Annotated in this window: 16 protein-coding genes, 1 tRNA gene and 1 pseudogene; 9 read left to right on the forward strand and 9 right to left on the reverse strand. The window is 62.3% G+C overall.

All coding sequences use genetic code 11. The features are described from left to right. The first annotated feature begins 41 nt into the window (after nucleotides 1-41). Nucleotides 42-1,505, forward strand: a complete 1,464-nt coding sequence (locus ACXIUA_RS00415; protein WP_256000614.1) for a basic amino acid/polyamine antiporter — start codon at nucleotides 42-44, stop codon at nucleotides 1,503-1,505. Here the strand turns inward: ACXIUA_RS00415 and ACXIUA_RS00420 are convergent. Together ACXIUA_RS00420 and ACXIUA_RS00425 are read right to left on the reverse strand one after the other, a co-directional pair. Beyond that, entirely contained in the window at nucleotides 1,502-2,092 is a 591-nt protein-coding gene (locus tag ACXIUA_RS00420) for a TetR/AcrR family transcriptional regulator (RefSeq protein WP_168156206.1), read from the reverse strand. The genes ACXIUA_RS00415 and ACXIUA_RS00420 overlap by 4 nt on opposite strands. 7 nt (nucleotides 2,093-2,099) lie before the next feature. Continuing rightward, nucleotides 2,100-2,846 carry a TSUP family transporter gene (locus ACXIUA_RS00425; protein WP_457975885.1) on the reverse strand — a complete coding sequence of 249 codons (747 nt, stop codon included), beginning with the start codon at nucleotides 2,844-2,846 and terminating at the stop codon, nucleotides 2,100-2,102. A gap of 25 nt (nucleotides 2,847-2,871) precedes the next feature. Between ACXIUA_RS00425 and ACXIUA_RS00430 the strand changes: the two genes are divergently transcribed. Beyond that, nucleotides 2,872-3,897 (forward strand): AbrB family transcriptional regulator, encoded by a 1,026-nt coding sequence (locus ACXIUA_RS00430; RefSeq protein WP_457975886.1) that lies wholly within the window; start codon nucleotides 2,872-2,874, stop codon nucleotides 3,895-3,897. 4 nt (nucleotides 3,898-3,901) lie between these two features. Here ACXIUA_RS00430 and ACXIUA_RS00435 read toward each other — a convergent pair whose 3' ends face one another. After that, complete coding sequence (locus ACXIUA_RS00435) at nucleotides 3,902-5,593, reverse strand: DUF885 domain-containing protein (protein ID WP_457975887.1); 1,692 nt, start codon at nucleotides 5,591-5,593, stop codon at nucleotides 3,902-3,904. Nucleotides 5,594-5,726: 133 nt separating this feature from the next. Here ACXIUA_RS00435 and ACXIUA_RS00440 point away from each other — a divergent pair, with 133 nt between their 5' ends. Together ACXIUA_RS00440 and ACXIUA_RS00445 are read left to right on the forward strand one after the other, a co-directional pair. Beyond that, nucleotides 5,727-6,797, forward strand: a complete 1,071-nt coding sequence (locus ACXIUA_RS00440) for an ROK family protein (RefSeq protein ID WP_070363317.1) — start codon at nucleotides 5,727-5,729, stop codon at nucleotides 6,795-6,797. A gap of 84 nt (nucleotides 6,798-6,881) precedes the next feature. Further along, nucleotides 6,882-8,174: a dicarboxylate/amino acid:cation symporter gene (locus tag ACXIUA_RS00445; protein WP_070363318.1), complete on the forward strand. Its 1,293-nt coding sequence runs from the start codon at nucleotides 6,882-6,884 to the stop codon at nucleotides 8,172-8,174. Between the two features lie 5 nt (nucleotides 8,175-8,179). Here the strand turns inward: ACXIUA_RS00445 and ACXIUA_RS00450 are convergent, their stop codons facing one another. Together ACXIUA_RS00450 and ACXIUA_RS00455 are read right to left on the reverse strand one after the other, a co-directional pair. Further along, entirely contained in the window at nucleotides 8,180-8,803 is a 624-nt protein-coding gene (locus tag ACXIUA_RS00450) for a TetR/AcrR family transcriptional regulator (protein WP_083290935.1), read from the reverse strand. Nucleotides 8,804-8,817: 14 nt separating this feature from the next. Next, entirely contained in the window at nucleotides 8,818-9,405 is a 588-nt protein-coding gene (locus tag ACXIUA_RS00455; protein WP_070479015.1) for a TetR/AcrR family transcriptional regulator, read from the reverse strand. 51 nt (nucleotides 9,406-9,456) lie between these two features. Here ACXIUA_RS00455 and ACXIUA_RS00460 point away from each other — a divergent pair, with 51 nt between their 5' ends. Further along, nucleotides 9,457-10,776, forward strand: coding sequence for a M20/M25/M40 family metallo-hydrolase (locus tag ACXIUA_RS00460; RefSeq protein ID WP_070363628.1), 1,320 nt, complete (start codon nucleotides 9,457-9,459; stop codon nucleotides 10,774-10,776). A gap of 41 nt (nucleotides 10,777-10,817) precedes the next feature. After that, a complete protein-coding gene (locus ACXIUA_RS00465; RefSeq protein ID WP_070363321.1) occupies nucleotides 10,818-11,345 on the forward strand; it encodes a hypothetical protein in 528 nt (175 codons plus the stop codon). Nucleotides 11,346-11,358: 13 nt separating this feature from the next. On the opposite strand, the gene ACXIUA_RS00470 is transcribed toward ACXIUA_RS00465, so the two are convergent. Then, nucleotides 11,359-12,528: an alpha-amylase family protein gene (locus ACXIUA_RS00470; RefSeq protein ID WP_070363322.1), complete on the reverse strand. Its 1,170-nt coding sequence runs from the start codon at nucleotides 12,526-12,528 to the stop codon at nucleotides 11,359-11,361. Nucleotides 12,529-12,578: 50 nt separating this feature from the next. Here ACXIUA_RS00470 and ACXIUA_RS00475 point away from each other — a divergent pair, with 50 nt between their 5' ends. After that, nucleotides 12,579-13,154, forward strand: coding sequence for a TetR/AcrR family transcriptional regulator (locus ACXIUA_RS00475; protein ID WP_070479017.1), 576 nt, complete (start codon nucleotides 12,579-12,581; stop codon nucleotides 13,152-13,154). A gap of 33 nt (nucleotides 13,155-13,187) precedes the next feature. Then, a complete protein-coding gene (locus ACXIUA_RS00480; protein WP_457975888.1) occupies nucleotides 13,188-15,191 on the forward strand; it encodes a hypothetical protein in 2,004 nt (667 codons plus the stop codon). Between the two features lie 119 nt (nucleotides 15,192-15,310). On the opposite strand, the gene ACXIUA_RS00485 is transcribed toward ACXIUA_RS00480, so the two are convergent. The 3 genes from ACXIUA_RS00485 to mgtE all read right to left on the reverse strand — a co-directional run bounded on the left by ACXIUA_RS00485 (nucleotide 15,311) and on the right by mgtE (nucleotide 24,672). Next, the gene (locus tag ACXIUA_RS00485; RefSeq protein ID WP_457975889.1) at nucleotides 15,311-22,705 is read right to left on the reverse strand and encodes a carboxypeptidase regulatory-like domain-containing protein; all 7,395 of its coding nucleotides are present in this window, start codon (nucleotides 22,703-22,705) and stop codon (nucleotides 15,311-15,313) included. Nucleotides 22,706-23,165: 460 nt separating this feature from the next. Further along, nucleotides 23,166-23,241, reverse strand: a tRNA-Arg gene (locus ACXIUA_RS00490). A gap of 69 nt (nucleotides 23,242-23,310) precedes the next feature. After that, complete coding sequence (gene mgtE, locus ACXIUA_RS00495) at nucleotides 23,311-24,672, reverse strand: magnesium transporter (protein ID WP_070363292.1); 1,362 nt, start codon at nucleotides 24,670-24,672, stop codon at nucleotides 23,311-23,313. Between the two features lie 254 nt (nucleotides 24,673-24,926). Here mgtE and ACXIUA_RS00500 point away from each other — a divergent pair. Continuing rightward, nucleotides 24,927-26,687: pseudogene (locus ACXIUA_RS00500) on the forward strand (hypothetical protein); the annotation flags it as partial.

The following is a 26,687-nucleotide window of genomic DNA, read 5'->3' on the forward strand; positions in this document are numbered from 1 at the left end:
TCGACGCTTCACGGCTCTCATCATAAGGTAACTTATTCTCCATGACTAATGCCCAATCACACACGGTGACCATGTGGACCCTGGTGTCGCTCATTATTGGCTCCACCATTGGCTCCGGCATCTTCGCCTTGCCGCAAAATATTGGCTCCGTGGCGAGCCCCGGCGCAATGCTCATCGGCTGGGTTATCGCCGGAGTGGGCATGCTCTCCATCGCGTTCGTGTTCCAGATCCTGGCGCGGCGCAAACCGCACCTGGACTCGGGCGTATACTCCTACGTGCGCGCTGGCCTCGGCGACTTCATCGGGTTCACCTCTGGCCTGGGCTACTGGTTGGGTTCCGTGATGGCGCAGGTGGGCTACGCCACCCTGTTCTTCTCCACGGTGGCCTACTACTTCGCCCCGCTGAATAACCGGTGGGTGTTGGCCGCGGCGGTATCCGTGATGACGTGGGGCATCTTCATCATGCTGACCCGCGGCGTGAAGCAGGCTGCCGTGATGAACGTGGTCACCACGGTGGCCAAGCTGGTGCCGATCCTCTGCTTCATCGTCCTGGTCGCCTTCCTCGGCTTCTCCTGGGACAAGTTCACCTTGGACTTCTGGGGAGAGGGCTCGACGATCCCGTTCTCGCAGCAGCTGCAGGGCATCATGCTCTACACGGTGTGGGTGTTCATCGGTATCGAGGGCGCCTCCGTGTACTCGAAGCAGGCGAAGACCCGCAAGGACGTGGGCCGCGCGACCATCATCGGCTTCCTGTCGGTGCTGTTGCTGCTGGTCTTAGTGTCCACGCTGTCCTACGGCGTGCTCACTCAGGAGGAGCTGGCGGCGCTGCCGGAGAACTCGATGGGTGCCGTGCTTGAGGCGGTCGTCGGCCCGTGGGGCGGCGTGTTCATCTCTATCGGCCTGTGCCTGTCGGTGCTGGGCGCGTACGTGTCCTGGCAGATGCTGTGCGCCGAGCCGATCGTGCTCATGGCGAACGACGGCCTGCTACCGCAGTCGCTCGGCGTGGCCAACAAGGCGGGCTCCCCGTTCCGCGCGCAGCTGATCTCCACTGTGGTGATCCAGCTGTTCGTGATCATCTTCTTCGCCAACGAGACGTCCTATAACGCGATGGTGCAGCTGGCGACCATCATGTACCTGCTGCCGTATATCTTCTCCTCGCTGTACCTCATCCTGCTCGCGGTGCGCGGCAAGGGGCTTAACCACCCGAACGCGGGCGTGCGTTTCGACGACTCCGGTCCTGAGGTCAGCCGCAGCGACAACCAGCGCCACCTCATCGTCGGCGCGGTCGGTTTCGTGTACTCGATGTGGCTGATCTACGCCGCCGACCCGGTCTACGTGCTCTTCGGCGCGCTCGCCGTGGTCCCGGGCATCATCCCGTACGTGTGGACGCGCATCGCGAACAAGGAGCGCCTCTTCAACAGCTTCGAGTGGGTTGTGGTGGCGATCGTGATCGCGGGCGCTATCGCAGCCGTGGTCGGCCTGGCCAACGGCTCTCTGCAGCTCTAATCGTTTCGGCGGTCCGGGTCCACAGCTAGCTGTGGCCACAGGACCGTCGCGGTGTTTTCGGCGTGCCGCTCGGCGGAGGCCTCACTGAACGCCTGGCGCATAACAATGCCACCGAGCAGCATGCCCACGAAGGCGTACGGGTTGATGTTCGGGTTGTACAGGCCCTCGTCCATCCCCTTGCGGATCCCCTCCACCATCCGCTCGAGGATTTCGGTTTCAAGGCGCAGACGCCACTGCGACACGAAGGGCTCGGCGCTGGCAATGATGGAGCCGATCAGCCGCACACCCAGCGTCTCGTCGAGGTAGCGCTGCAGGTCAATCATGTATTTTACGAACTCAGCGCGCGTGGTGGGGAGGTAGATCGGGATCTGGAGCGCGATTGAGTCCAGCGCCGCGGTGATCATCTCGCGGCGGTCAGCGTAGCGGCGGTAGATCGTCGTCTTTGCGACGCCACAATCCGCCACAACCTCGTCGATCGTTACAGAGTGCAATCCGCGATCGCGGGCGATGCTGAGCACCGACGCGAAAATCTTCTGCTCGGTTGCTGCCCTACGAGCCGGCCTAAGAATCTTCTGCTGCTTTTCCACGCCGCCATTATTGCATGAATTCTTGCCACCCAAGCCGCGCGCACAGAACAACTACGAGCGTCAATAAGGCGATTCGGACCAACTTGGACCCGCCCTGCAGCACGGTGCGCGCGCCGAGCTGCGCGCCGATCACGTTCGCGATGGCGAGCGCGATTGCCAGCGACCAGTCCACGTAGCCCCCGGCGATGAACACGCCGAGCGCGCCGATGTTCGTCGCGGTGTTGACGACCTTTGCCATCGCCGCGGATTCCAGGAAGGTCTGAGAGAACACGGCAGTAAACGCCATGATGAGGAACATGCCGGTGCCGGGGCCGAAGACGCCGTCGTACCCACCGACGAGCAGGGCCACCGCGACGCCGAGCGCCACCCGGCGCGGCGTGATGATGCGGTTGCCCTCCGACCCAAACGAGGGCTTACACACCACGAAGATGCCCACTGCCAGCAGTAACACAATGATGAGTGGGCGTATCACGGAGTCGCTGACGAGCGCGACGGCCAGCGCACCGCCCGCGGAGGCGGACATCGCGGCGAGCGCGAAGCCCCACGTGCAGCGCGGAACCCCGACCTTGCGCACCATGGTGACCGCGGCGGAGGAGGTGCCGGTAAACGCCGCGAACTTATTCGTCGCCAGGACGGCGGCGGCAGGCATGCCGGTGGTAGACATCAGCACGGGGATGAGCACCAGTCCACCGCCGCCGATGACGGCGTCGATCCAGCCGGCGGTCAGTGATGCAATCAGCAGGACGACAATCATGCGCTAAAGAGTAGTATCAACAGCCATGCTTCGTTGGTGTGTGGTCGTCCCGGTGTCAATTGCTCTCGGTTGGGCGTTCAGCGCGCTGCACCTTCCGGCCGCGTGGATCCTCGGGGCAATCGTCGCATCGGGCGCGGTGGCGCTGCGCAGCGGGCGCGACCTCCCCATCAACGAGCTCTTGTTCACATGCACCCGCGGCGTGATCGGCGTGCTGGCGGCGCTGCCGCTGGTGGGCATCCCGCCGAAGACGCTGTTGCCGTTCCTGCTGCCTGGCCTGCTGGCTGCGGCGAGCATGATCGGGCTGGCGTACGTGGGCGGCGCGGTGCTCGCGCGCAAGGGAATCTCGCAGGAAACCGGGGTGTTGTCGCTGCTCGCGGGCGGTGCGTCGCTCATGCCGGTCATCGCGAAGGAGATTGGTGCCGACGTCCGCTACGTCGCCCTCACGCAGTACCTGCGCCTGCTGGTCGTGTCGATGACGCTACCTGTGGTGGCGGGGCTGCTCACTACCAAGCACGCCTCCGCCACGGAGCACCTGGAGCCCTACTGGTGGATGTGGCTGCTGGTGCCGGCGCTGGTGGCGGTTGGACAGCCGATCGCGAAGGTGCTGCACATCCCGAACCCATCGATTTTCGGCCCGATGATCGTCACCGCGGTGGTCGGCTCCTTCATGGACGTGGTCATCGTGCCGCCAGAACCGCTGAACATCGCGGCGTTCTTGTGCATTGGCTGGGCGTGCGGCGGCGGCTTGTCCGTACCTGCCCTGAAGCAGTTCTCCCGCCTGCTGCCGATCACCATCGTCTACATCGCCGCCCTCATGGCAGCCTGCGCGGGACTGGGTTGGCTACTGGCGGTGTGGCTGAATATCAGCTTCTACGAAGGCTACCTGGCCACCACGCCAGGCGCACTCGAGACGGTGCTGGCACTCACCGCGGAGGGCGGGGTGGGCCCGGCGGTAGTGGCGGTCCAGCTAATCCGCCTGATCTGCATCCTGCTGTTCGCGGGTTACCTGCCGAAGTTGGTCAGTTGGCAGAATCGCAAACGCGACGGCTAGCAGGCTAGTCGTGGTGGTTGAGCACCTCGTGGGCCAGCATGTCCATCGGCATCGACCCGAGCTTGAGCGCCTTGTCGTGGAACTGGCGCAGCGTCATCCCCTGCTCCAGGGCGCTGTCGCGCAGTGAGCACCAGTCGCGGTAGCCGATGGCGTAGCTCGGTGCCTGGCCCGGCCAGCCCAGGTAGCGGTCGAGTTCGAAGGCGATGTGGGACTCCGGCATAGCGGAATTGTCGCGCAGGAACGCCTTGGCGTAGGCGGCGTCCCACACGCCGGTGCCGTCCGGGGTGGCCTTCTTGAGGTGGACGCCGATGTCGATCATGACGCGGGCGAGGCGGAGCCGGCGGGCGTCGAGAAGCCCCATGCGGAAGCCTGGGTCGTCGAAGTGGCCGTGCTCCCCCATGAGCTCCTCAGCGTAGAACGCCCAGCCCTCGCCGTGTGCGGAGTTCCAGCACGCGGTGCGACGCCACAGGTTGAGGTCGTTGCGCTGCATGAGTGCGGTGCCAATCTGCAGGTGGTGGCCCGGGATGCCCTCGTGGAAGACGGTGGTGAGCTCCTGCCAGGTGTGGAACACCTCCTGGCCCTCCGGCACTGACCACCACATGGTGCCGGGGCGGATCAGGTCGTCGGACGGCGGGGTGTAGAAGATGCCGCCGGAACCGGCGTGGTCAATCGCGCACTCCACCTTGTGCAGGCCCTCCGGGATGGTGACGTCGACGCCGTCGAGGTCCCGCATGACCTGCTCGTTGACGGAGTTCATCCACTCCAGCAGGGCGTCGGTGCCGCGCAGGGTGTAGCGCTCCTCCTCGTTGAGGCGCTTGTACGCGCCCAGGATGGTGGCGTCCGGGCCGTAGAGCTTCTGCGCGAGCGCGCGCTGCTCAGCGACGGTTTCCTTCAGCTGCTCCTTGGCCCAGGTGTAGGCCTCGTCGAGGTTGATGTCGCGGCCCAAGAAGAACTCGGAGAAGAGTTCGTAGCGGTCGCGGCCGACGGCGTCATCATGGCGGCCGTGCGGCGCGAGCTCGGTGGACAGCCAGGTGGCCATCTCGTCGAAGGCAGCCTTCGCCTTCTCGACGACGGCCGAGTCCTCCGGCAAGCCCAGCTGGTCGAAGACGCTGTCGCCATCGGCGAGGTCGCCGCACTGCTTGATCACGGCTTCGATCTGGCGGTACGCAGACACATTGCCTGCCGACGCCGCCTCCGAAAGCGACGCGCGATAGCCCGCGAGCGCCGCCGGCACCTTGGACAGGCGCGCCTCGATGTGCTCGAAGTCCTCTTTGCTCACCTTCGGCATCAGCGCGAAGGAGTCGCGGATGGTCTGCACCGGCGAATCGATGTTGTTGAGCTGGCGCAGGTCCTCGCCCTGGTGGTGCAGCTCCAGCTTGAATGCCATCCGGTCGCGCAGCAGCGAAGCGGTGAGGTTGTCGACGTCGTCGAAGTCGTCTTCGTCGTCGGAGGCGTCCGTGGAGTCGTTGAGCGCGTCGACATCGGCGACGACGTCACGGATGCGGTCGGCGACTTCGCCGTAGTACTCGGGGCTGAAGTCCTGCAGGTCGCAGTCGTGGCCTTCGAGGCCGATCTCCGTTGCCAGGGTAGGGATCAGCTCGGCGAGGTCGTAGAGAAAGTCTTCGCAGGTGGCGTCGAGTAGCGAAGGCTCGCGTTCTGACTCGGACGCGTGCTCCTCAAGCAAAGGATTGGTCATGGGTAGGCAGTGTAACCGAGGGACACGCTGAACGTGCACCTCTACACCCCATACAAACCGCATTGTCTACTGAAACGGCCCACTCTAGCTCGATAACTGGACAAAGCGGTCTACTACCGGTACATATATTCACATGCCTGCGACACGGACAGCGTTCCATCACCCAACAACCCCCGCCGCCAAGTGCCTGCACCTCATTCGCCTGCAGGAACAGTGCGTGCGACGCGACCTGATCGCAGCCACCGGCCTCTCGCAGCCCACCATCACTCGCGCCGTCACCGCGCTGGCAAACTCCGGCTACATCGTGGAACGCGGCGACCTGTCCGAGTCCACCGGCCGGGGCAGGCCCACCATGCCACTCGAGCTCGGGGAACCGAACTCGCTGTACGCCGGGGTGGCCGTCGGCACCTTGAGCACCTACATCGCGCTGTTCGACCTCAAGGGGCGCACCCTGCGCAGCATCGATGTGGACATCCCCGTCGCGCACATGAGCCCGGATGACTTCGTGCAGCACATCATGGCCGGGCTACACCGCCTCAGCGCCGGAATGGGCCGCCCGCTCGCAACCGTCGGCGTGACCACCTCGGGCACCGTCAACGAGGACGGCGAGGTCACCGCGGCAAACCTCGGCTGGCACGGGGTACCGATCCGCCAGCAGATGCGGGAGCAGTTCGGCGTGCCCGTCGAGGTGGTCTCCATCAGCCAGGCGATCGTCGGCTCGGAAATGCAGTCGAGCCTGGACATCGACACCCCGCCGGTGATGGCGCTGTTCGCCGACGACTCGCTGGCCTGCGCAATGTCCACCCCGACCGGCGTGATGGCCATCGACGTCGCCAGCGATCACCTGACCACGCAGGGGCTCCTCAACGCCATCGGACAGTCGGCAGTACAGTCACTGCAGGAGGTCGTCGCGCTCGCGGAGCAGCAGTCGGCCACGCGCCAGGCGCTCGACCAGCGCGCACGCGGCCTCGGCTCACTCGTGGCCACGCTTGCCGACGCCCACACCCCCAGCACCGTCGTCGTCGCCGGCAGCGCCTTCATCGACGACCCGCAGGCGCCCGCCACGTTCGCGCGCACGGTGGTCAGCGAGGCCGAGCGCGCCCCGAAGCTGCGCATGATCCCTTCGCACCGCGAGATCGTGCGGGACATCGCGCGCGCGGTTGCACTGGATAAAGTGCTACGTGAACCGCTCTGTCTAGTTTAGATTTGACGCGTTTCTAGAGGATAGGTGTAGAATTTAGCTTCGTTTAATACCGATTAGTCTATAAATCTACACCTGGAGAGCTTCATGCACCTTCCAAAGTGGATGACCGGGTTCGGCGCCCAAGTGATCGCCGGCCTGATCATCGGCCTCATCCTCGGGCTCATCGCCGCGGCCAACGACATCACCTGGCTCAGCGAGACGCTCAGCTGGGTCGGCAGCGCCTATGTGCAGCTGCTGAAGCTACTCATCCCGCCACTCGTGTTCACCGCGGTGGTCACCTCTATCGCGAACCTGCGCAAGGTCACCAACGCCGCGCGCCTTGCCTGGCAGACCCTGCTGTGGTTCGCCATCACCGCGTTCTTCTCGGTGATCATCGGCATCATCGTCGGCACCGTCATGCAGCCCGGCGCGAACTCGTCTGTCGACGCCTCCTCCGCCGCCGAACCAAGCGGCTCCGGCTCCTGGCTCGGCTTCCTGAACACCGTCATCCCGTCGAACTTCTTCGGGCTTGGTGTCAAGGTCTCGGAGACGAGCGCCTCGGTGAACTTCAACGTGCTGCAGATCCTGGTGATCTCTCTGCTCATCGGCGTGGCCGCCATCAAGGCGGGCAAGGCCGCGGAGCCGTTCCTGCAGTTCTCCGCCTCTTTCCTGGAGGTCATCCAGGTGGTGCTGTGGTGGATCATCCGCCTTGCCCCAATCGGTTCGGCGGCGCTCATCGGTAAGGCCGTGGCCACCTACGGTTGGGAGGCTCTGGGCAATCTCGGCCAGTTCGTGCTGGCGATCTACGTGGGCCTCGCGCTCGTGATCTTCGTGCTGTACCCGGCGGTACTGGCCGTCAATAAGGTGCCGGTCGGTGGCTTCTTCCGCCGCGTGTGGCCGGTGACCACCCTCGGCTTCGTCACCCGCTCCTCCATGGGCGTGATGCCGGTGAACCAGCGCACCGTCGAGGAGTCGATGGGCGTGCCGCGCGAGTACGCGGCCTTCGCCATGCCGCTCGGCGCGACCACAAAGATGGACGGCTGCGCCTCCATCTACCCGGCGATCGCGGCCCTGTTCGTCGCGCAGTTCTACGGCCTCGACCTGGGCGCGACGGACTACCTGCTCATCGTGATCGTGGCCGTGCTCGGCTCCGCGGCGACCGCGGGCACCACCGGCGCGACCGTCATGCTCACGCTGACGCTGTCCACCCTGGGCCTTCCGCTGGCTGGCGTGGGCCTGCTGCTGGCCATCGAGCCGATCATCGACATGGGACGTACCGCCGTCAACGTCACCGGCCAGGCCGTCGTCGCCGCCATCGTGGCGAAGCGCGAAGGCATCCTGGACGAAAAAATTTGGGACGCCGCAGAAGACGGCGCCCCAGCTCCCCAGCGAGGATAGCGATGCTACTGCTCGTCCGCTGCCCCACCACTGGTGGCGCGCAGCGCGCCGATCACGAGATCTAATGCCGCGCGAACGTTTTCTACGCGTTGCGCGGTTTCTTCATGCTCGCGGTCGCGCAGCATGCCGTCGATCAGGATGTCCTGTGTTCCGGCAGCCATGAAGCGGGCCGTGTCGCGCAGCGTTTCCTCCGTCAGAGCAATTTCTTCGCCTGACTCGATCTGGGTGTAGATCTTCTTCAGGTAGGCGTCCGCCAGAATGTTGCAGATCTTGTCGTTGAGATGGCCGTGCACCGAGGAGTTGATCAGATGCTTGACCGCCTTGTCGTAGCGCTCGAGGTGCTTCACCAGCCGCGCCACCTGGTCCGGGTACGTTTCGTCGATCACGATGTCATTGACGAAAGACTCGTAGGCAGGGAGGCAAATGTCGCACCCCGCAGCCAGGATGAGCGCGTCCTTGTCGTGAAAGTGCTCGTAGCAGGCCTGGCGGCTGACCTGCGCGTACTTCACAATCTGGGACAACGAAAGCTCATCCACCCGGTAATGGAGCAGCAGTTCCTTCGTTGCGTTCAGTAACGCCGTGCGCGTACGAACCGCGCGCGGGTCCATACTAAGTTCACGTGGTGTCATGAATGCAGGATACCTCACTGAGGCAAGCTCATTGCCCTACCGAACACTCCGAACACGCTCATTGCGCGTTTGACGGCTTCCTCGTAATTCTCGGACTCAGTCGCCGACTTCATAAAGATCGAAAACGCGCCGGAGCACAGGTAAGAAGCCACGTCGGCAGCTTCCTCGTCGGTCATCGGGACGACCTCGGCGCGCATCGCCGTCACCATGTCGTGCAGCATTGGCATCTCGGGCGTTGTAAAGCAAGCCATCAGCGTGGCGTGGGCCGGGCCGTTAATCACGTGGCTCAAGAGGCAACGAACCTCGGCGAGCTGCGAGAACAGCGCCTCCAGCGCAGGAGGCATCTCGCCGGTCTTCTTATACGTCTCGATGTAATCGTTCACCGCCGGGGCCAGCGCGCGCTGGATTGCTGCCTTGACGGCGGCGTCGCGGTCCTTGAAGTGCTCGTAGAAAACCTGGCGGCTCATCCCTGCCGCGTTCACAATCTGGGACACCGTGATGTCCTCAACCCGGTGCTCATTCAACAACTCGGTAGTTGTCTTGATGATCGCGTTCCGCGTTTTCACAGCGCGGGGGTCCTGGCTGAGTTCTCTTCGAGCCATACGACACCAACTCCTCTCTGGATGCCCACAAAAGCACCTAATATGCCAGACATGAACCTACATAGCGCAACAGTGGATCTCTTACGAACCCTTATCCAAAATACGTGTGTCAACGACCTTACCCCAACTTCGGGGGGAGAATACCGCAACGCGGCCACGCTCGAATCGTTTTTCGACGGCGCTCCCGTGCGCATCCAAAAGTATGAACCCACAGATGGGAGGGTGTCTATCGCGTTTACCATCGAGGGTACCGACCCCTCCGCGGAGCCCCTCACGCTGCTCGGCCACACGGACGTAGTGCCCGTCGATAAGGAGCAGTGGACGCACGACCCCTTCGGCGCCGAAATTATCGACGGCCGACTCTACGGCCGCGGCGCCACCGACATGCTGTACATCACCGCCGCGATGGCCGCCGCCACCCGCGACGTGGCCCTGAGCGGCAAACGCCCGCGCGGCACACTGACTTTCGTGGGCGTGGCGGACGAGGAGGCGCGCGGCGGGCTCGGCGCCGGCTACCTCTCGCAGCTCGACCCGGAGCCGTTCAGCTGGAAGAACTGCCTCTCCGAGGAGGGCGGCTCCCACCTGCCGGTGCGCGACGGCTCGGACGCGATCGTCGTGGTGATTGGTGAGAAGGGCGCGGCCCAGCGCCGCCTCGTGGTGCGCGGGGACGCCGGCCACGGCTCCGCCCCTCACGACCGCGACATGGCCGTCACCAAGATTGGTGAGGTTGCTCGCCGTATCGCGTCGGTGCAGCCCTCCGTGACCACCGAGCAGCCGTGGCCGGACTACATCCGCGCCTGGAAATTCGACCCCGAGACCGAGGCCGCCCTGCTGCGCGGCGAAGGCTACGAGGCGCTCGGCGACCTGGCGCGCTACTCGCACGCCATGAGCCACCTGAGCATCGCACCGACGGTGCTGCGCGCGGGCGAGGCCATCAACGTACTGCCGTCCATGGCCTACATGGAGCTGGACATCCGCCCGCTGCCCGGCCAGAGCCAGGAGTGGATCGACGAGCAGCTGCGCACGGCGCTCGGCGACCTGGCCAGCGAGGTGGAGATCCAGCACCTCATCACCGAGGACGCCACCATCTCCCCCACCGACTCGCCGCTCTATCAGGCGATCTGCGAGACCTACGCCGAGTTCTTCCCCGACGCCGTGGTGGTCCCAACTATCGCCGCCGGCGGCTCGGACCTGCGCTTCGCGCGCCGCAAGGGCGGGGTGGGCTACGGATTTGCGATGCACGCCCGTGAGCGTCACCTGGGTCAGGTGCTGGATTTGCTGCATGGCCACGACGAATACGTGGATATCGAGGACGTTCACCTCACCGTGGACGCCTACCGCAGCCTGATTCGGCGCTTCCTCGACGCCTAACCGGGTGTGACAGATGGGGCTGATGTGACATACTGGCGGCTATGAAAATTCGCACAGCTGCACTCACCGCACTCATGGCCGCCACCGTTTCTACCGGCGTGGCCTCCGCTGACGCCATCGACGACGCCCTGGCAAAGCTTCCCGCAGGCCAGATCTCCTGCGATCAGGCATCCCGCTACTGGACCAACGACGCCGACTTCAACGCCAAGAAGCGCCAGGCCCAGACCATCGCAGCCTTCGACCGCCGCGGCCCGCAGATCCAGGCCGCGCTCGGCCGCGTGGAGGAAGCCGCCAACCGCTGCGGCCTGCGCGGCACCACGGGCGCGCCTGCAAATAAGCAGCAGCCTGCCCAGCAGAACGCGCAGCCAGCGCAGCCTGCCCAGCAGAATGCCCAGCCGGCCCCCGCACCCGCACCGCAGGGCACACCTGTGATCACGCTGGCACCCGCCAACGTGCCCACCTTCGACATGCCGGTCGCGGGCGCGGTCACGCTGCGCCTGCCGGACCTGTCCGTCATTGCCCGGGAGCTGCTGGCCAAGTACGCACCGGGTTCCTCCCTGCCGTTCTAGGCCGTTCTAGCGGTTAGACAGCAGACCACTCGTAGCAGGTCTCGCCCCCGGACGTGATGCGCACGCCCGGCGCGGGGTCGAGCCAGGCGGTCACCGTCGCGCGCTCCGAACCGGATTCGAGCGCCACGGTGATCGCCTCATTTGTTTTGTCGGTCACCTCGAGGGTGGCGGTTTCGAGCCAGCGGTGGCGGCGTCGAAAAGCGATGAGCTTCTTGTGCTCCTCGAAGATCCACTGCCCCAGACTCGAAAGCTCCGCGGGGCTGGCTGGCAGCGGCGGGCGCACGGGGTCGTCGGCGGCGAAGCCCTCCCCGCGCAGGCCCTCGAAGCCCTGCTCATCGCCGTAGTAGATGCTGGGCATGCCGGGCAGCGCCATGAGCAGCGCCGTGGCCACAAGCGCGCCGTCCTGCCCCACCTTCGAAGCAATCCGGTCCACGTCGTGGTTGCCGACGAACGTGTTGGGCACCATGTGCTCGCACAGGTCGCGGTGGCGGCCCAGCGCGTGGTCAAGCTCCCAGAAGTTCACGTCCTTGATGGAGGACCACAGGGCCTTCCACAGCTCGTATTGAGTGACGGTGTCCAGGGTGCCCGCCGCGGCGATCTCGGCGTAGTCGCCGTGGATGACCTCGCCCAGGAAGAGCGCGTCCGGGAAGCGCTCGCGCACGCGCGCCAGCACGGTGCGCCAGAACTCCGGCGGCACCGAGTACGCCACGTCCAGGCGCCAGCCCGTGATGCCGCGTTCGAGCCAGTAGCACATGACGTCGGTGACCAGGTCCGCCACGCGCGGGTCCTCGTGGTGGAGGGTGGCCAGCTCGCCGTGGCCTTCCCAGTCCGTGTCGCCGGCCAGGCCCTGCGCCACCAGCGGGTGGGTGCGCGCGACGTGGTTGAACACGCCATCGAGCATCACGTGGATGCCGCGCTCGCGGCAGGCGGCCATCAGGTGGTCGAAGTCCTCGTTGGTGCCCAGGCGGGGGTCGATCTGGAAGTGGTCCAGCGTGTCATAGCCGTGGGACACCGATTTGAAAATCGGGCCGAGCAGCAGCCCGTTGCAGCCGAGCTCGATCAGGTAGTCCAACCAGGGCTCGAGCTGCCGCAGGCGCGGCGCTTCGTCGTGCTCCTCGCGGATCGGTGCGCCCGTGGCGCCCAGCGGGTAGACGTGCCACCAGATAATGTCTGACGTGGACAAGTTCCTCACACTTTCTATTGAGCAAAGCTCAGTACTGTAGGGTGGTGTCCATGACACAACCACGACGGAGGCTCAGCGTCGAGCAACGCCAGGAAGAAATCCTCGCCGCTGCCACGGACATCTTCTCCACCACACCTTACGTGGAAGTCTCCACCCAGGACATCGCCGACGCCTGCGGTGTGTCCCAAGGCCTCCTCTTCCACTACTTCGAATCCAAGGCAGGGCTCTACACCGCTTTCCTCAAGGCACACACCCAGCCGCTTTTCGACGACCACCTCGACCCCAACACCGACACCCACGAGGCTCTGCGCAGCACCCTGGAGCGCTACCTCAACCACGTCGCCGAGCACCCGTTCGTGTGGCTGGCCGGTCGCCGCGGCGGCGCCGAACCCACCGAGGCAATCAACCTGCGCATTGAGATGCGCGACGCCTCCGTCGAAACGCTGTGCTCCCTGCTGGGCCGCGACGACGAGCACGCCGCACGCGCCGCATCCGGGATGCTCGGCTTCCTCGACGCCGTCTGCATCGACTGGGTCGACGAAAGCTGCCCCGCCCCCGAACGCGACGACATCATCGACACCGCCATCGGCGCACTCACGGGGGCACTCGCCGCTACACAGAAGTAGCACTTCGAGAGGTCTATCCCCTAAACTTTGCGCATGCACAAGTTGACCTCCGGCGCCCTCGTTGTCGCCCTGACCGGCACCGCCGTCACCGTCCCCGCCACCATCAACCCCACCGCCCACTACGCCGAAGCGCAAGGCCTCCTCGGCCTCGGCGGGCAGGCGTTGCAGGGGCTCGTCGAAAAGGGCGAAGCCAAAGTCGCCGAACTCGAATCCCAGCTATGGAAAGCCGACCTGGCGCTCAAGGGCGCGCAGGCTGTCCTCGAGATGAAGCGCTGGGGCGTCGTCCTCGCCATCGGCGAGGAGAACAAGAAGGCCAAGCAAGCCGAGTACGACCAGCAGAAACTGCTCGTCGACTCCGCCGAACTCCTCGTCCGCACCACCAAGACCTCCCTCGACGCCGCACGCAAAACACTCGCCGTGACCAAGAAGCAGCTCGAGGACTTCAACGGCAAAGACCCATCCGCCTACGAAGACGCCCCCGAACCCGACATCAAACCCGTCGCCCTGCCCACCAACCTGCGCGAAGCCCTTGAGAGCATCACCGCGCAGCAGGAGGCAGTGGCCAAGCGCCAAGCACTTTTCGACGAAGCCGACTCCGCCTACACCAAACACAAAAAAGAAGTCGACTCCAGCTGGTTCAGCTGGCTCGCCCCCTCCAACACCAAGGAGCTCGAGGGCCTGAAGAACCGTCGCGACGCCCGCAAAGCCAAACTCGACCTCGAACAAGCCCGCCTGGACAACATCACCCGCTCCATCGAACTCTTCGAAGCCATCGAAGCGGAAACCCCTGCACATGACGGCCACGGCGCCGACCGCTACGACGCCACCACCCCCACCAACATCGACGACGCTTCTCGACAGCTCGAGTTCGCCAACAGCACCCTCGAAGCCGCCACCCACCGCAAGGCCAACATCGAAGCCAACCTCGCCGCACTCACCGGATGGCAAGAGCGCAACCCATTCACCGGCTTCTGGCACAACGCCGACAAGTGGACCCTCGAACGCGCCCTCCGCGCCGTGGACAACGAAATCACCGACGCCACCAAACGCATCGCCGACAAAGCCGCCGCGCTGGAGGAACTGAAGAACGCGCCCGCGGAGACAGAGGCTTCTGAGACCGAGGCTGCCGAGCCTTCTGCAACGGTAGAGCCTTCTGCGGCTGCCGAGCCGACCGAGGAGTCCGCCCCGCGGACACCGGAACCGTCGGAATCTGAAGCAGCTCCGGAACCGTCGGAATCCGAAGCTCATGCTGAGCCCGAATCCCCCGAGACTTCTTCGGAGGAGTCCGCGGCAACCTCAACACCAGCGACAACGTCTACTTCAGCTCCGGAAGAGTCCGCCCCGCGGACACCCGAAGCTTCCGAAAGCGTTGAACCTGCAGACACTTCCGCCGAACCCGAAGATCAAATCGATATCGACGAGCTCACCCACAACCTCGACGAGGCAAAGAAACTCGAGCAGGACATGCTCGATCTGCAGAAGCTGCTGCAGCAGTACATCAACAAGCCTGAAGCCGAGACAACCAAGCCGTCCGAGTCGCCCCAGGATGAGGCATCCGAGGCTGAAGCACCCGAGGCTGAGGTCTCACCAACGACCGTGACCGAGGTGTCCGCGGCAACCACAGCACCAGCAACAACGGCTGCCCCAACCTCGGAGGTGTCCGCCGCGCGGACAACGGAGGAGACAGAGCCGGCCGCTGAAGATTCCGCCGCGCGGACAACCCCGACTGAAATCCCTTCGAGCCAGCAGTCCGCCCCGCGGACAACTGAAGCCGCAAAGCCAACCACCGAGGTGTCCGCAGCAACCTCGGTACCTGCGACGAGGCCGGGAAGTTCCGCGCCGCGGACAACTAGCCAGGCGCCGGAAACTACGCAGCAGGCCAAACCAACGCAGCAGACGGAAGGGGCTGCGAGTGGGGCGAAGGGGTCGTCGGCAAGTAGTTGGCTGTGGCTGATCCTGCCGCTGCTGCTGGCGCTTGGGTTCGGCGGTGCGGCGTACGCGGACCTGATTCCGGGCGTGCGGCTGCCGAGGATGTAGCGCGCGCACCAGATTCCTTGTTTTCCCTTAGTGCCAGGATGGTTGTGAACGTCAATCCATAGGAGGTTTTGTTCATGACCGACCCACAGTTACCTGAGTTGGTGCCGTCAGCGTTGACGTCACCACCGACCGTTGCAACCCCGGTAAGGACCCACGGGGGCAAGACTAATCTGGTTCATCCACGCCGGACGCTCGATTGCGAGCTGCGGCATCGCCTGGTTGAACTGCTTGACCACGGCGTTGAACTGGTCCTCGTAGATGACCAGGCTGCCCGCCATCGCGCCGACCAGCAGGCCGAGCGGGATGAGGTACATCGCTGGGTTCGATGCAGACGAGGTCTCGGTAATGCAGCGTCCAAGGGAGCTGCCTTCCTTCGGAACTTCCGCCTTCACCAGCTGGATGCTGAGGTCCGTCGGCTGTTCTGCTTCGACCTCGAACAGCTTGGTGGTGATCTTCCCACCCTTGGCTGCCTTCTCGGACGGGATGCCGTACTCGCCAGCGATCTTCATGACGTCCTCGGACGGGTTGGTCACGCGCAGCTTGTACTTGCCTGGCGTGACGTTGCCGTAGGCAAACTTTCCGTTACCGTCGACGGTTGCGCTCAGGGAGGTCTTGTTGTCCTCCGAGATGAGCTCAACCTTCGCCTCCGTGAGCAGGCCAGCCGGCAGGCCGCTGAGCACACCATCGATGTAGCCCTTCGGGGTCTTGCCCTCAGACACAATCACGTGTGCGTTACCCCACGAGTTCTTGTTCGGGGTAACCGTCAGGATTGACGGTGGGTCCTCCTCGTAGATGCCCTTCTCTTCCTCAATACCCGGGCTACGACGCGGCTGGTCAAGGTCGGCCTTCACCAGCGCCTTGTTGTGGTGACGGGTGCCTGGCTTCAGCGGTGGCAGCGCAGCGGTGAGGAAGACGCGCTCGCCTGGCAGCAGGGTGCGGTTCCAGTCGCTCGGCAGGTCGATTTCCATCGGCTTGCAGTCGTTGGAATCGTCTTCGCTCGTACCTTCCTTCCACTCACAGACCTCGTCGGTCAGGGTGACGTTGTACATCGGTGCGGCGCCACGGTTCATGATCTCGTAGGTGAAGTACATGTCTTCATCCACATCGAGGGACACTGGCTTGTTCTTATCCACACCGAACCGTGCGTTGACCTTCTTCTCCACAGAGGCAGAACCAATTCTTGCCACTGCGTTATCAGGTGTCGACGCCACCATCTGCCCCTTGCTGCCCGTACCGCGGGCCGTCGCGATGTTGTTCACAACGGACATGTCCTTCTGCGGCGGAATCTTCGCGGAGGCAAACACGTGCTCGCCCGGCTCCAAGGAGCGATTCTCTGGCTTCTCCCAGCCCTCAGGCCAGGTGATCTTGGCATCTCCCAGGAATGGGTCATCCAGGGTGATGTTCTTGATGATCTCGTCGGTCTCGTTGGTGATCACGAAGCCGTAGATCAGGTCCCAGTCCTCAGGGAGGATCGGGGCGCTGTCCATATCGTCGGCATCGTACCCGCGGACACGCTTGCTCAGCTTGAGCTGCTTCTCCGTCAGGTGGACGCCCGGGATTGCAACGTCCTGACCAGGCTTGACCGGAACGTACATTGGGTCGACGTTCTGGATACCCTGCGGGGTGAACACCTCGATGGTGGAGGTACCCGGCAGCGCCTTGTCAAAGACGAACTTGCCGTCCTTGTCGGTCGCGACCGCGCTGGTCTGACCACGCGGGTCGGTCGCGGTCACGATGACGCCCTCGACTGGGTTGCCGGAGCCGTCGTCAACAACGCCTTCGACGTTGCTTCGCGGTGCCTTGATGCTGACAAGGCCAAGCTCGATCGCCTTGTCCTCAGTGACAGTAACCTTCTTCGGCCAGCCCTTCGGCTTTGGCCAGCCATCTGGGACGTCGAGCTCAATGGTGTACTCACCTGGCTCAAGGCGATCCGTGGTGAAGTAGCCGTCCTTGCCAATCTTCACCGCTGGAAGTGTCTCGATAGGCTTGCCGTCCTCGTCAAGGCGTGGGCTGCCGTCCTTGTTCTTTGCGGTGCCCTTGATGCGAACCGTGCCGCCCTTGATTGGGTAGTTGCCGTCATCAAGGAGCCAGCCGCTGATCGTGCCTGGTGCTGCACCCGGCTTCGGGTTCGGCGTCGGCTTGCGCTCGAGGTAGACCCGCAAGTCGCCGTTCGTCTTGCCAGCCTCGACAACGACACGCTCGTAGCGCGGCGTATTGAAGCCCTCCGGTGCCTCCACCTGGACGACGTACTCGCCCGGCTCGAGACCGGAAGCGGTGAAGATACCGGAATCGTTCGTGGTGACCTGCGTAGATCCACCACCGAGGCGGAGGATGTTCACCTTCGCGCCAGCAATCTGCTCGACTGGATTGCCCTCGCTGACGCCGAGCACGTTGCCCTGCAGGGTACCTGTGGTCGGGGTGTTCTCAATTGGGATCTTCTCCAGCTTGATGTCCTGGGCGTAGTTGTCCAGTCCAGTCTCGATGACAACGGTAATGTCCGCGCGCTCGAGGTAGCCCTCCGGCTGCGCGATCTTCAACTGGTAGTTACCGGTTGGGATGCCGTTGCGGCGGAACGAACCGTCAGCGTTAATAGCCACCGGGTAGCGTCCAGCGTCGCCAACAAGGACCAGGCCGGTCTGCGGCAGCGGAGCATTCGTCGCCTTGTCGTAGACACCACCGATGAAGTTACCGGTTTCGGCCTCCACCTCGCTCTTCTTCAGCGTGATGGTCGGGACGACACGCTCCTTACCTGCGTCGACCTTGACCGGGATGTTGTCCACCGGTTCGTAGCCAACAGGCTGGGTCACCTTGAGGCTGTAGGAGCCAGCTGGGATGGTGGCGTCGTCAAATGTGCCGTCTTCGGCGACCTTGACGTCGATGGTGTTGCCCTTGCCGGAGGTCGGCTCGAGCGAGATACCAACGTTCGCGACCGGTTCACCGGCTTCGTCCTCAACGTTGCCCTTGATGGTGCCCTTCGTCGGCTTCGTCTCGAGGGTGATGTCAAGAGCCGTTTCCTCTGCAGGCTTCACCGTGGCGGTCAGACCGCGAACCGACTTGAACTTCGCCGGCTGCACAACGTCAACCGTGTAATCGCCCACCGGGACCTTGGTGAAGGAGAACGTGCCGTCTTCGGCAGATTCAGATTCGATCGGCTGCTGGCCTGCGCGCTGCAGCTTGATCTTGACCTTGCCAACAGGCTCGCCGTTCTCGTCACGGACAGTGCCTGCAACGTCGCCGATCTCGGCGATGAATTTAATCACGCCCAAGTCAGCTTCCTTGCCTGGGTAGACCGTCAGTGGCGGAACGCTTACGCGCTTGTAGTTGTCCGGGGACTTGACCTCAACATCGTACGTACCTGCTGGCAGCTCTGGCACGGCAATGTTGCCTTCGTTGTTGAATTCCAGATCGATTGGATCGCCGGACTCCGGTACCAGTCGGATCTCGGCGCCGTCGACAACCTTGTTGTTCGAGAATTCGACCTTGCCCTTCATGCTGCCTGGCTTGCGCTGCAAGGAGACCTGGACAGGATCCGTACCCTGGCCAAGCACGACCTCGAAGCTTTCGCTCTCACCAGCGAGGTGGGTGTCAGTCTCATCGACCTTCACCGTGTAGGTACCCGGCTCCATCTTGTCGAATGCAAAGCTACCGGACTTATCGGTGGTCTGAGTCTTTACTACCTCACCGTTCTGGATCAACTGTGCTTCGACGCCTTCGATGGCATTGCCGCCGTCGTCAAGCACGGAGCCGTTGAGGCGCTTAAGGTCTCGGGTGACCTCGATGGTGATCTCTTTCTGATCACCTGGCAGCAGACCGTTCACGGTGAGGTTGTTACCGGTGTACTCGCCAGTCTTCGGGACCTCAAAGGTTGCGTTGCCTTCGCTGAGTCCCTCGACGACGAACTTGCCGTCCTTGTCAGTCGTGACTTCTTGCGTGCCTTCGTTCGTCACCTTGACGGTGGCGCCAGCAACTGGCTGCTTGTTTTCGTCGACGACGGTACCGATCACCGTCGCGGACTCGTTGGTCACCCTGACGAATTCCTTGTTATCAGCTGCTGTGGTGCCAGGCTTGATGGTGACGCCGGACTTCGATCCGCCCTTGTGGCGATCCGTCGGCTCAACCTCAATCGTGTAAGTACCTGGGCGCAGCTCGTTGAACTCGACCTTGCCGTTCACGTCACCGGTGCCCTTGGTCTCTGCACCGTTTTCATCAATCAGCTTGATGACTGGTGACGCGATAGCACGGCTCTTCTCATCCATGACGTGGACCGTCATGGATGCATCTTTACGACGCAGCTTCACATCGCGAACGACGTTGCCCGCTGCATCGACCTTGAGTTCAATAGCCTGGGCCTCGTCGTATGCTGCAGAGTCGTCAATGGTGACCTTGTAGGTACCGACTGGAACCTTATCGAAAGCGACCTTGCCGTTTGCGGTGGTCAAGTCCTTGTTGATTTGCGTCTTGTAAGCGTCAGACTGTGTGCCCTTAAGCCGCACCTTCACACCGTTTACTGGCTGCCCTGCATCGTCAGTGACGTTAATCGTGACGGTGCCCGGGTTACGGGTGACGGTGTAGTTAGCACGGCCACCTGCAGCCCACCTCACTGTGACCTTACCGTGTGTGGAACCATGAATGTCGTTTGCCTCAACCTGGACGATGTACTCACCAGCAGGCAGGTTGCCTGAGGTATACACGCCGCGCTCGCCTTCGGTCCAGGTAGTGTCGACGCCCTTGAGGGTCAGCTTAGCGCCACTGACTGGCTCACCGGCCTCATTACGGACGGTCGCGACAATTGGAGCGCGATTTTCCTTGAGGTCGAACTCAACCTTTGCAGGCTCTCCAGGCTTGACGGTGACAGACTTGGTCGTCTCGTCGAAGCGACCATCACCCGAGTTTCGGACCGTGACCTCGTACTTACCTGGCAGCAGCTTCGCGGAACCGGTATTTGCAAAGGAGAACTTACCGCTCGAGTCAACGCCACCGAAGTCGACGTACGCGCCGTTCTGGCCCTTTGCTTCCACCGAGACACCACCCGAAGCAGGCTTCCCGTCGATGCGGACGGTGCCTTCGATGCGTGAGGTTGCTCGGTCTACCTTGATGTCTTCGACAGTCTTCCTCTCCGCTGGCTTGAGCGCCGAGAACTTCTGCGATGCCTCTGCGTAGGTGCCATCGCTCGCGGCAGCGACGGTTACCAAATCAGCCCCGGCCGCAACCTTGTTAAAGGTGTAGTAGCCGTTCCAGTTCGTACGAACCGTCTCATTGCCAACTCGAACTTCGGCATTCACCACTGGCTTGCCATCGTCGTAAATGACGCGACCGTTGATCTCGCCTGGGTTCTTCTTCAGCGTGATCTCCTGGACTTGCATGCCATCCTTGGGATCAATCGTGACGGTTCGAGGAGCATTTTCGAACGTGTACTTGTCGCCCAGGTCGCCCTTCGGAGAAGTCAGCTTGAGATCGTAGGTGCCTGGGTACAGCACCTGCTGGACAAAGCCGTTCTTATCAGTGACGCCCTTACGTCCTTCAGCCCCGTTTGCCTTCTTATGGTTCGGGCTCGGAGCGACTTCCCACGTCACGCCCGCAGCGCCCTCTTCACCGCCGAGGAACTGGAGAAGGAGTTCCTTCGTCATAAAGTTCGGCTTCAGCGGGTCAGGAAGATCGTAGGTTTTGCCGCCTTCAGTCTTATTGACAGGCACTGACGTATTCAGTTCGTAGGTGTAGTTATCAATTGCATCGACCTTGACCTGAACTGTCGCAGTGGGCTTCACGCCTGCAACAACGAACTGGCCGCGACCGTCCGTCTTCACGCTCTTGCCGTTTACAGAGACCGTGGCACCAGAAATTGGCTTATCGAACTGGTCAAGCACCACGCCCTGGTAGGAAGCCAGCGTCTTGGACACTGTGGCGCGCACAATCTTAGTTTCGCCTGGAAGCACGAACTCATAACCGCTGCCTACGACCTTTCCGTTCCGGTCGATCAGCTGGACGGATACCTCACCTGGGTTGACAACACCGAGGTCGTATCCTGCTTGATTCTTGTATGGGTAGTCACCCCAAGTCTGATTGTTGTATTTCAGGCGAATCTTTCCGCCATCAAAGTTCTCGTTGCTTGGGACCTGGATCTCTACCTTAGCGCGGGCCTCTTTCAACGTTGGTCGGAAGTCAACTCCGTCGATCGTACGGTTACTAATATTCACCGTTCGTGAAACGGTATTGATGTAGTCACCAGAGAGCTGGAAGCGGTAGCTTCCATTGTCCAGACCCTGAATCTTGTAATCCCCAGAGTCCAGGAGAGATACCTTCCGGACCTCGCGTTTGTTTTGGTCAAACACTGTGAGGGTAAGCCCCTGCGCAGCATTGAACGAGTAACCAGACGGCAGGTAAACCCTACCGCTTACCTCCTTGCGCTGCAGGTAGAACCTGATTTCACTTGGCCGGTTCCCTGGGATTTTGAACGACTGTGCTGATGTAGGGAAGTACTCATCCGAGCCGCTGTACCAAATTTGGTAGTCGCCGTAGCTTCCGGTTAGTTCAGTCGACGACCAATTCCCATGACCAATTGAAGCTCCGTTACTCGGGCCAAGGTCGGTACGTTTGATCTGCAGGCTACCTCCCGTGTTCCACAGCGGGTAGCCATGACGATCGTGCATATGGACCAAAACGGTCCCCTTGCGCTCCTCAAGTTTGATATTGAGGTAGGACTGCTGGTCAGCACTGATTGTAACGCTACCGCTTGACGTTGAAGTCTTATCGTTCAGGCGAGCTTCCCAGCCGTACGTCCCAGCATTGAACTTCTCGCTCACAAACCAGCCGTTGCCACCAACTTGAACTGGGCGCCCATCAATCTTCAGGTCAACATCGGAGGCCGAGTAGCCATTCGGTACCTGTACAAGGCCCGCTACCCAACCTTGTTTGGGGGCTTCTGGTTTCTTTTCCTCAGCTTCACGGTGCCCAAAGCCTCCCTGAAGGCGACCTTGCTCGAAGCTTCCCAAGAGCTTTCGATCGAGATCGTTCGCAGACTCAATCCACAATGAGTGGACGTCAGACTGTGGGAGGTAACAAGGCGAAGAGGTGGTGCACTTGGAGGAGAGATCAAGCTTATAGGACTTCCCGTCAGAGGTGATCGGAAAATCAAACTCGCCTAGAGTCTCAACAACTTCAGCACCCTGCTTGATCTGGACTTTTACCTTACCGATCGGCACGATCGGCTTTTTGGACTCCAGCCAAGGAGTGATTGTAAAAAACCCGGAGATAGGGATTGGATATCGCGCCGACCCTACAGACTGTATCGCCCACGAAATTTTTCGCTGCCCCTTTTTAGTCACTTTTGCCTGCTGAATGGGCAAATCAGTGATAACAGTTGCCGACGCCGACGGCAGCGCCACCTCGGCGGCGTGGTCGCTCACCGCCGGGACGGCCATCCCACCGATAGCTAAAGAGAAAGCGGTCGCCGTAGCAACGGCCGCTTTGCGAATGCTGGAAAACAGCCCGCGTCCGGACTTACCGTTTCCGGTCATTATGGTCTCCTGATTCGTACGTTATTGAGAGAAATTCGAAGCCTAGGAGCAAGCGCACAGACTTCTCCTAAGTAATCTGTACAAATATACGTCGTTTACCACCGTCAACTCAAGCTAAGAGCTACATATATGCAGCGCAAGAATCGCAAATCCCCTCTTCGCACCGCTCCAATTATCAACGCCCCCTCCGACCTGCGCCCTTAGTCCAAATCAATCAGGCACCCCCAACACACGCCGGGCAAACCTTGCAAAAAGCTGAGAGCAGCGGGGTCCCCCTTTGTTTCCACATTTCGCTGATTGCCGATGAGGGAATGAGTGCCAAGAGACGCAATTCGAGAAAACGTGACCAATATACACACAGGTCAGCAAAGGCCTAGATTTCAAGGGGTGCGTCTTTTGGCACCGCCTCAAAGAATAAAGCAGAAACCCCAGCCCACACGCGGTGGACTGGGGTTTTATTTGGTGCGCCCGGAGGGATTCGAACCCCCAACCTTCTGATCCGTAGTCAGATGCTCTATCCGTTGAGCCACGGGCGCGGTGTTTTGCTGCCTTGTAAGCAACGAAAGAGACTCTACACCGAAACTGCGAGTGCAGCAAAACGCCTGTTAGATGCCCAGAACCGCCTTCGCAATAAAGAAGTAGATAATCAGACCGGTGGCATCACAGAACGTAGAGATGAACGGGTTGGAGAACACGGCTGGGTCGGCGCCAATGGTCTTAGCGATGATTGGCATCACGCCGCCCACGGTTGCGGCCATCGTGCAGACCAGCAGCAGCGTCAACCCAATGACAATGCCCACCGACTGCCCGAACACCAGCCCTGCCAGTACAAACCCCAACGTGCCAAGCACGGCACCGAGCAGCATACCCACCCGCATTTCGCGCCACGCCACCTTAGCCACGTCGCGATTACGGACGTCATTGAGCGCGAGCGCGCGGGTCACGGTGGTGGCGGCCTGGTTGCCGGTGTTACCGCCGGTACCCGTCAGCAGCGGGATAAATAAGGACAACACGACGGCCTTCTCAAGCGTGTCCTCGAAGATACCGAGCACCTGCACGGTCAGAATCGCGGAGACCGCAAGCACCAGCAACCAGACGATACGGCTCTTGACCAGGGCCTGCACCGGCGTTGAGAGGTACGGGCGCTTCAGGGACTCGGACGCACCCAGGCGGGCGGTGTCCTCGCTGTCTGCTTCCTCGACGATGTCGTGGGCCTCGTCGTATGTGAATATGCCCACCAGGTGGTGCTCATTATCGACGACCGGCAGCGCCAGCAAGTTTGACGACAGGAACCAGCGCGCGGTGTCCTCTGCCTCGTCGGAGGCGTAGGCGTACTGCGCTTCCCGCATGACCTCGGAAACGGGTTGGTTGGCGTGGGATTGGAAGAGGCGTCGTAAAGAAACGATGCCTACGAGCGTGCGGTGCGCATCCGTGACGGGGACGGTGTAGATCGTCTCCAGACTGTCGACGTTCTCGCGGAGATTATCGACGACCTCCTTGACCGTCATCTCTGGCGTGACCAGCGGCACCTCCGGCGACATGGTGCGGCCGACGGTGCCCTTCTCGTAGCCGAGGACGACGTTGGTGACGCGCTGGTCGTCCTCGTCGAGCTCGTGCATGAGGCGGGCGGCAACCTCGGGAGGAAGCTCGTCGAGGAGGGCCACGCGGTCCTCGGCGCCGAGGGCGTCGAAGAAGCCGACGACGGCTTCGTCGCCAAGTGCGGTGACCATGTCTGCCTGGTGCGCCGGGTCCAGCACGTCGAAGACGACCGCAGAGCGCTCCGGCGACAGCAGGCGCAGAATCTTCGCACCGTTTGTGACATCGGTGCGCTCAATCATCGCGATGATGTCTTTGAGGCGGACGTGCTTCAGCTGCTCCTGAAGTTCCGACAGCTCCTCTATCTCAGGGTCGTGGTCCTCCAGCCGCCGCTCGAGCTCGTAGAGCTGCTCGGGGTCATTGATCTTCATCTCCACGTCCTTTCACCTCACCGCTTCCTGCCAAGTCAAGCATTGCAAGCGTAGCCGCACTTACCCCCGGAGGTGGAATAGCGCACCTTTTTGTTCAGCGAACTACCTGCATGTTTTGCCTATCCCTTTACGTTCCTCGCCTTGGGCGGGGGTGAGAATGTTAAGTTTTACTGGACAGAAACGATATCAATCTGTGACATACCTGTACTGCAGGTCCAGTGCAGCGTTTTCGCTCTTGAGCAAAGGACAAGTTTATGGCATACAGCACGCGCACAAAGCGCATCTCCATCGCTGCCGGTGCGCTTTCCATCGCGCTGGTCGCCCCATTCGTCAGCGTTTCGACGTCCGACCTCCCCGCAGCCCACGCCCAGACAGTGGCGACGCAGGCATCCGACTTCGACACGCCAGAAGAGGTCAACTTCTGGGACGTTGATTCGGTCAAGCTCAAAGACATCGCCCTGAACCCTGGCGACAAGGTAGAGACCTACTACAGCTGGACGACGATCGGCACGTACCGGTGGAAGGTGACCTTCGACGACCTCGGCGTCCTGACCGTGGGGCGCCCGGACGACGGCTTGGCGTTCAGCAGCAAGGTCGGAAAGACTATCGAGATCCCGATCAAGGTCACTCCGATCACCGGCGAGCCGTACGAAGCCACGCTGAAGATCACCGTCAAGGACGAGAAGCCAGCGGAGGAAACCACCACGCCGGAGACGACCTCGGCAGAAACCACCACGCCGGAAACCACCACGGCTGAGTCCGAGGCACCAGCAGAGTCCTCCGAGCCGGAGGCGCCATCCGAGTCTTCCGAACCGGAAGCACCAGCCGAGTCGGAGGGGCCGTCGACAAGCGAAGAAGCTCCAGCCCCTGAGGCGCCGAAGTTTGACTTCGACAAGACCTACGAGGCCGAGAACTTCTGGAACAAAGAAACAGTGCCTGTGCCGGACGCCAAGCTCGAGCCCGGCGACAAGATCGCGTCGACCTACTGGGACAGCACCACGCGCTGGCCGGTGACCGTCGATGCGGAGGGCAACCTGACCATCGGGAAGCCGTGGAACAAGATCACCTTCAACAACGCCATCAAGGCTGGTAGCGCGGATATTCCGGTCACCATCACGCCGAAGAAAGGCGAGCCGTACTCCGGCACCCTGAAGGTCAAGCTCACCGACACCATGCCTCCCGCCGAGTGGGAAGGCGACCTGCCGGACTTCAGCAAGATCTACTCCGTCGACTTCGAGAAGCAGCGCGTGAAGCCGGTTCCGGGCCTCACCCTGCCGGAGAACGTCACGATTGAGCGCAGCGGCGCGAAGTACCCGCTCTGGTCCTTCACCAACCTCAACGGTGAAGTGCAGGTCAACGCACCTGCTACCTTCACCCCGGGCGTGTTCGACCTGCCAGTCAAAATTAGCGACGGCACCTCCACCGTCGAGCGCACCATCCGCATCAACGCCACCAACCCGCAGACCACTGGCGGGGAAATCGCGAAGGGTATCGGTGGCGTCCTCGGCCCAATCCTGGGTGGCCTGATCGGCGGCGGCACCGGTGGCATCGGCGGCGCTATCGGTAACTTGCTCGGCGGCCTCCTCGGCGGCGGTGGCTCCGGCGGCTCTGGCGAGGACGGCAAGGGCGGCTCGGGCGGCGGGCTGCTCGGCAGCCTGAAGGGCGCGCTCGAGGGCATCGTCAAGGTTGAAGACGGCGCGATCCGCATCGAAAACAACGGCAACAACAACGGCCATGTCACCGTCACCGGCAACGCCAACCCGACCGTCAACATCTCCGACAACGGTTCCAACAACGGCAACCCGCAGGTCAGCGTCGTTGTCACGGATAACGCCAAGGTCCACGACAACGGCAACGTCACCATCACGGGCAACGCGAACCCGACCGTGAACATTTCCGACAACGGCAACAACAACGGCAACCCGAACGTTGTTGTGACCAACAACGCGAACCCGACGGTCAACATCACCGATAACGCGAACAACAACGCGTCGAACAACGGCAACCCGGACATC

The sequence above is a fragment of the Corynebacterium sp. UMB8791 genome (genome assembly GCF_054166365.1).

What these genes read in the sequence shown, in the direction of transcription:
- ACXIUA_RS00415 (WP_256000614.1), top strand. Translation starts at nt 42, where the DNA reads ATGACTAATGCCCAATCACACACGGTGACCATGTGGACCCTGGTGTCG.
- ACXIUA_RS00425 (WP_457975885.1), bottom strand. Translation starts at nt 2,846, where the DNA reads ATGATTGTCGTCCTGCTGATTGCATCACTGACCGCCGGCTGGATCGAC.
- ACXIUA_RS00430 (WP_457975886.1), top strand. Translation starts at nt 2,872, where the DNA reads ATGCTTCGTTGGTGTGTGGTCGTCCCGGTGTCAATTGCTCTCGGTTGG.
- ACXIUA_RS00435 (WP_457975887.1), bottom strand. Translation starts at nt 5,593, where the DNA reads ATGACCAATCCTTTGCTTGAGGAGCACGCGTCCGAGTCAGAACGCGAG.
- ACXIUA_RS00440 (WP_070363317.1), top strand. Translation starts at nt 5,727, where the DNA reads ATGCCTGCGACACGGACAGCGTTCCATCACCCAACAACCCCCGCCGCC.
- ACXIUA_RS00445 (WP_070363318.1), top strand. Translation starts at nt 6,882, where the DNA reads ATGCACCTTCCAAAGTGGATGACCGGGTTCGGCGCCCAAGTGATCGCC.
- ACXIUA_RS00450 (WP_083290935.1), bottom strand. Translation starts at nt 8,803, where the DNA reads ATGACACCACGTGAACTTAGTATGGACCCGCGCGCGGTTCGTACGCGC.
- ACXIUA_RS00455 (WP_070479015.1), bottom strand. Translation starts at nt 9,405, where the DNA reads ATGGCTCGAAGAGAACTCAGCCAGGACCCCCGCGCTGTGAAAACGCGG.
- ACXIUA_RS00460 (WP_070363628.1), top strand. Translation starts at nt 9,457, where the DNA reads ATGAACCTACATAGCGCAACAGTGGATCTCTTACGAACCCTTATCCAA.
- ACXIUA_RS00465 (WP_070363321.1), top strand. Translation starts at nt 10,818, where the DNA reads ATGAAAATTCGCACAGCTGCACTCACCGCACTCATGGCCGCCACCGTT.
- ACXIUA_RS00475 (WP_070479017.1), top strand. Translation starts at nt 12,579, where the DNA reads ATGACACAACCACGACGGAGGCTCAGCGTCGAGCAACGCCAGGAAGAA.
- ACXIUA_RS00480 (WP_457975888.1), top strand. Translation starts at nt 13,188, where the DNA reads ATGCACAAGTTGACCTCCGGCGCCCTCGTTGTCGCCCTGACCGGCACC.
- ACXIUA_RS00485 (WP_457975889.1), bottom strand. Translation starts at nt 22,705, where the DNA reads ATGACCGGAAACGGTAAGTCCGGACGCGGGCTGTTTTCCAGCATTCGC.
- mgtE (WP_070363292.1), bottom strand. Translation starts at nt 24,672, where the DNA reads ATGAAGATCAATGACCCCGAGCAGCTCTACGAGCTCGAGCGGCGGCTG.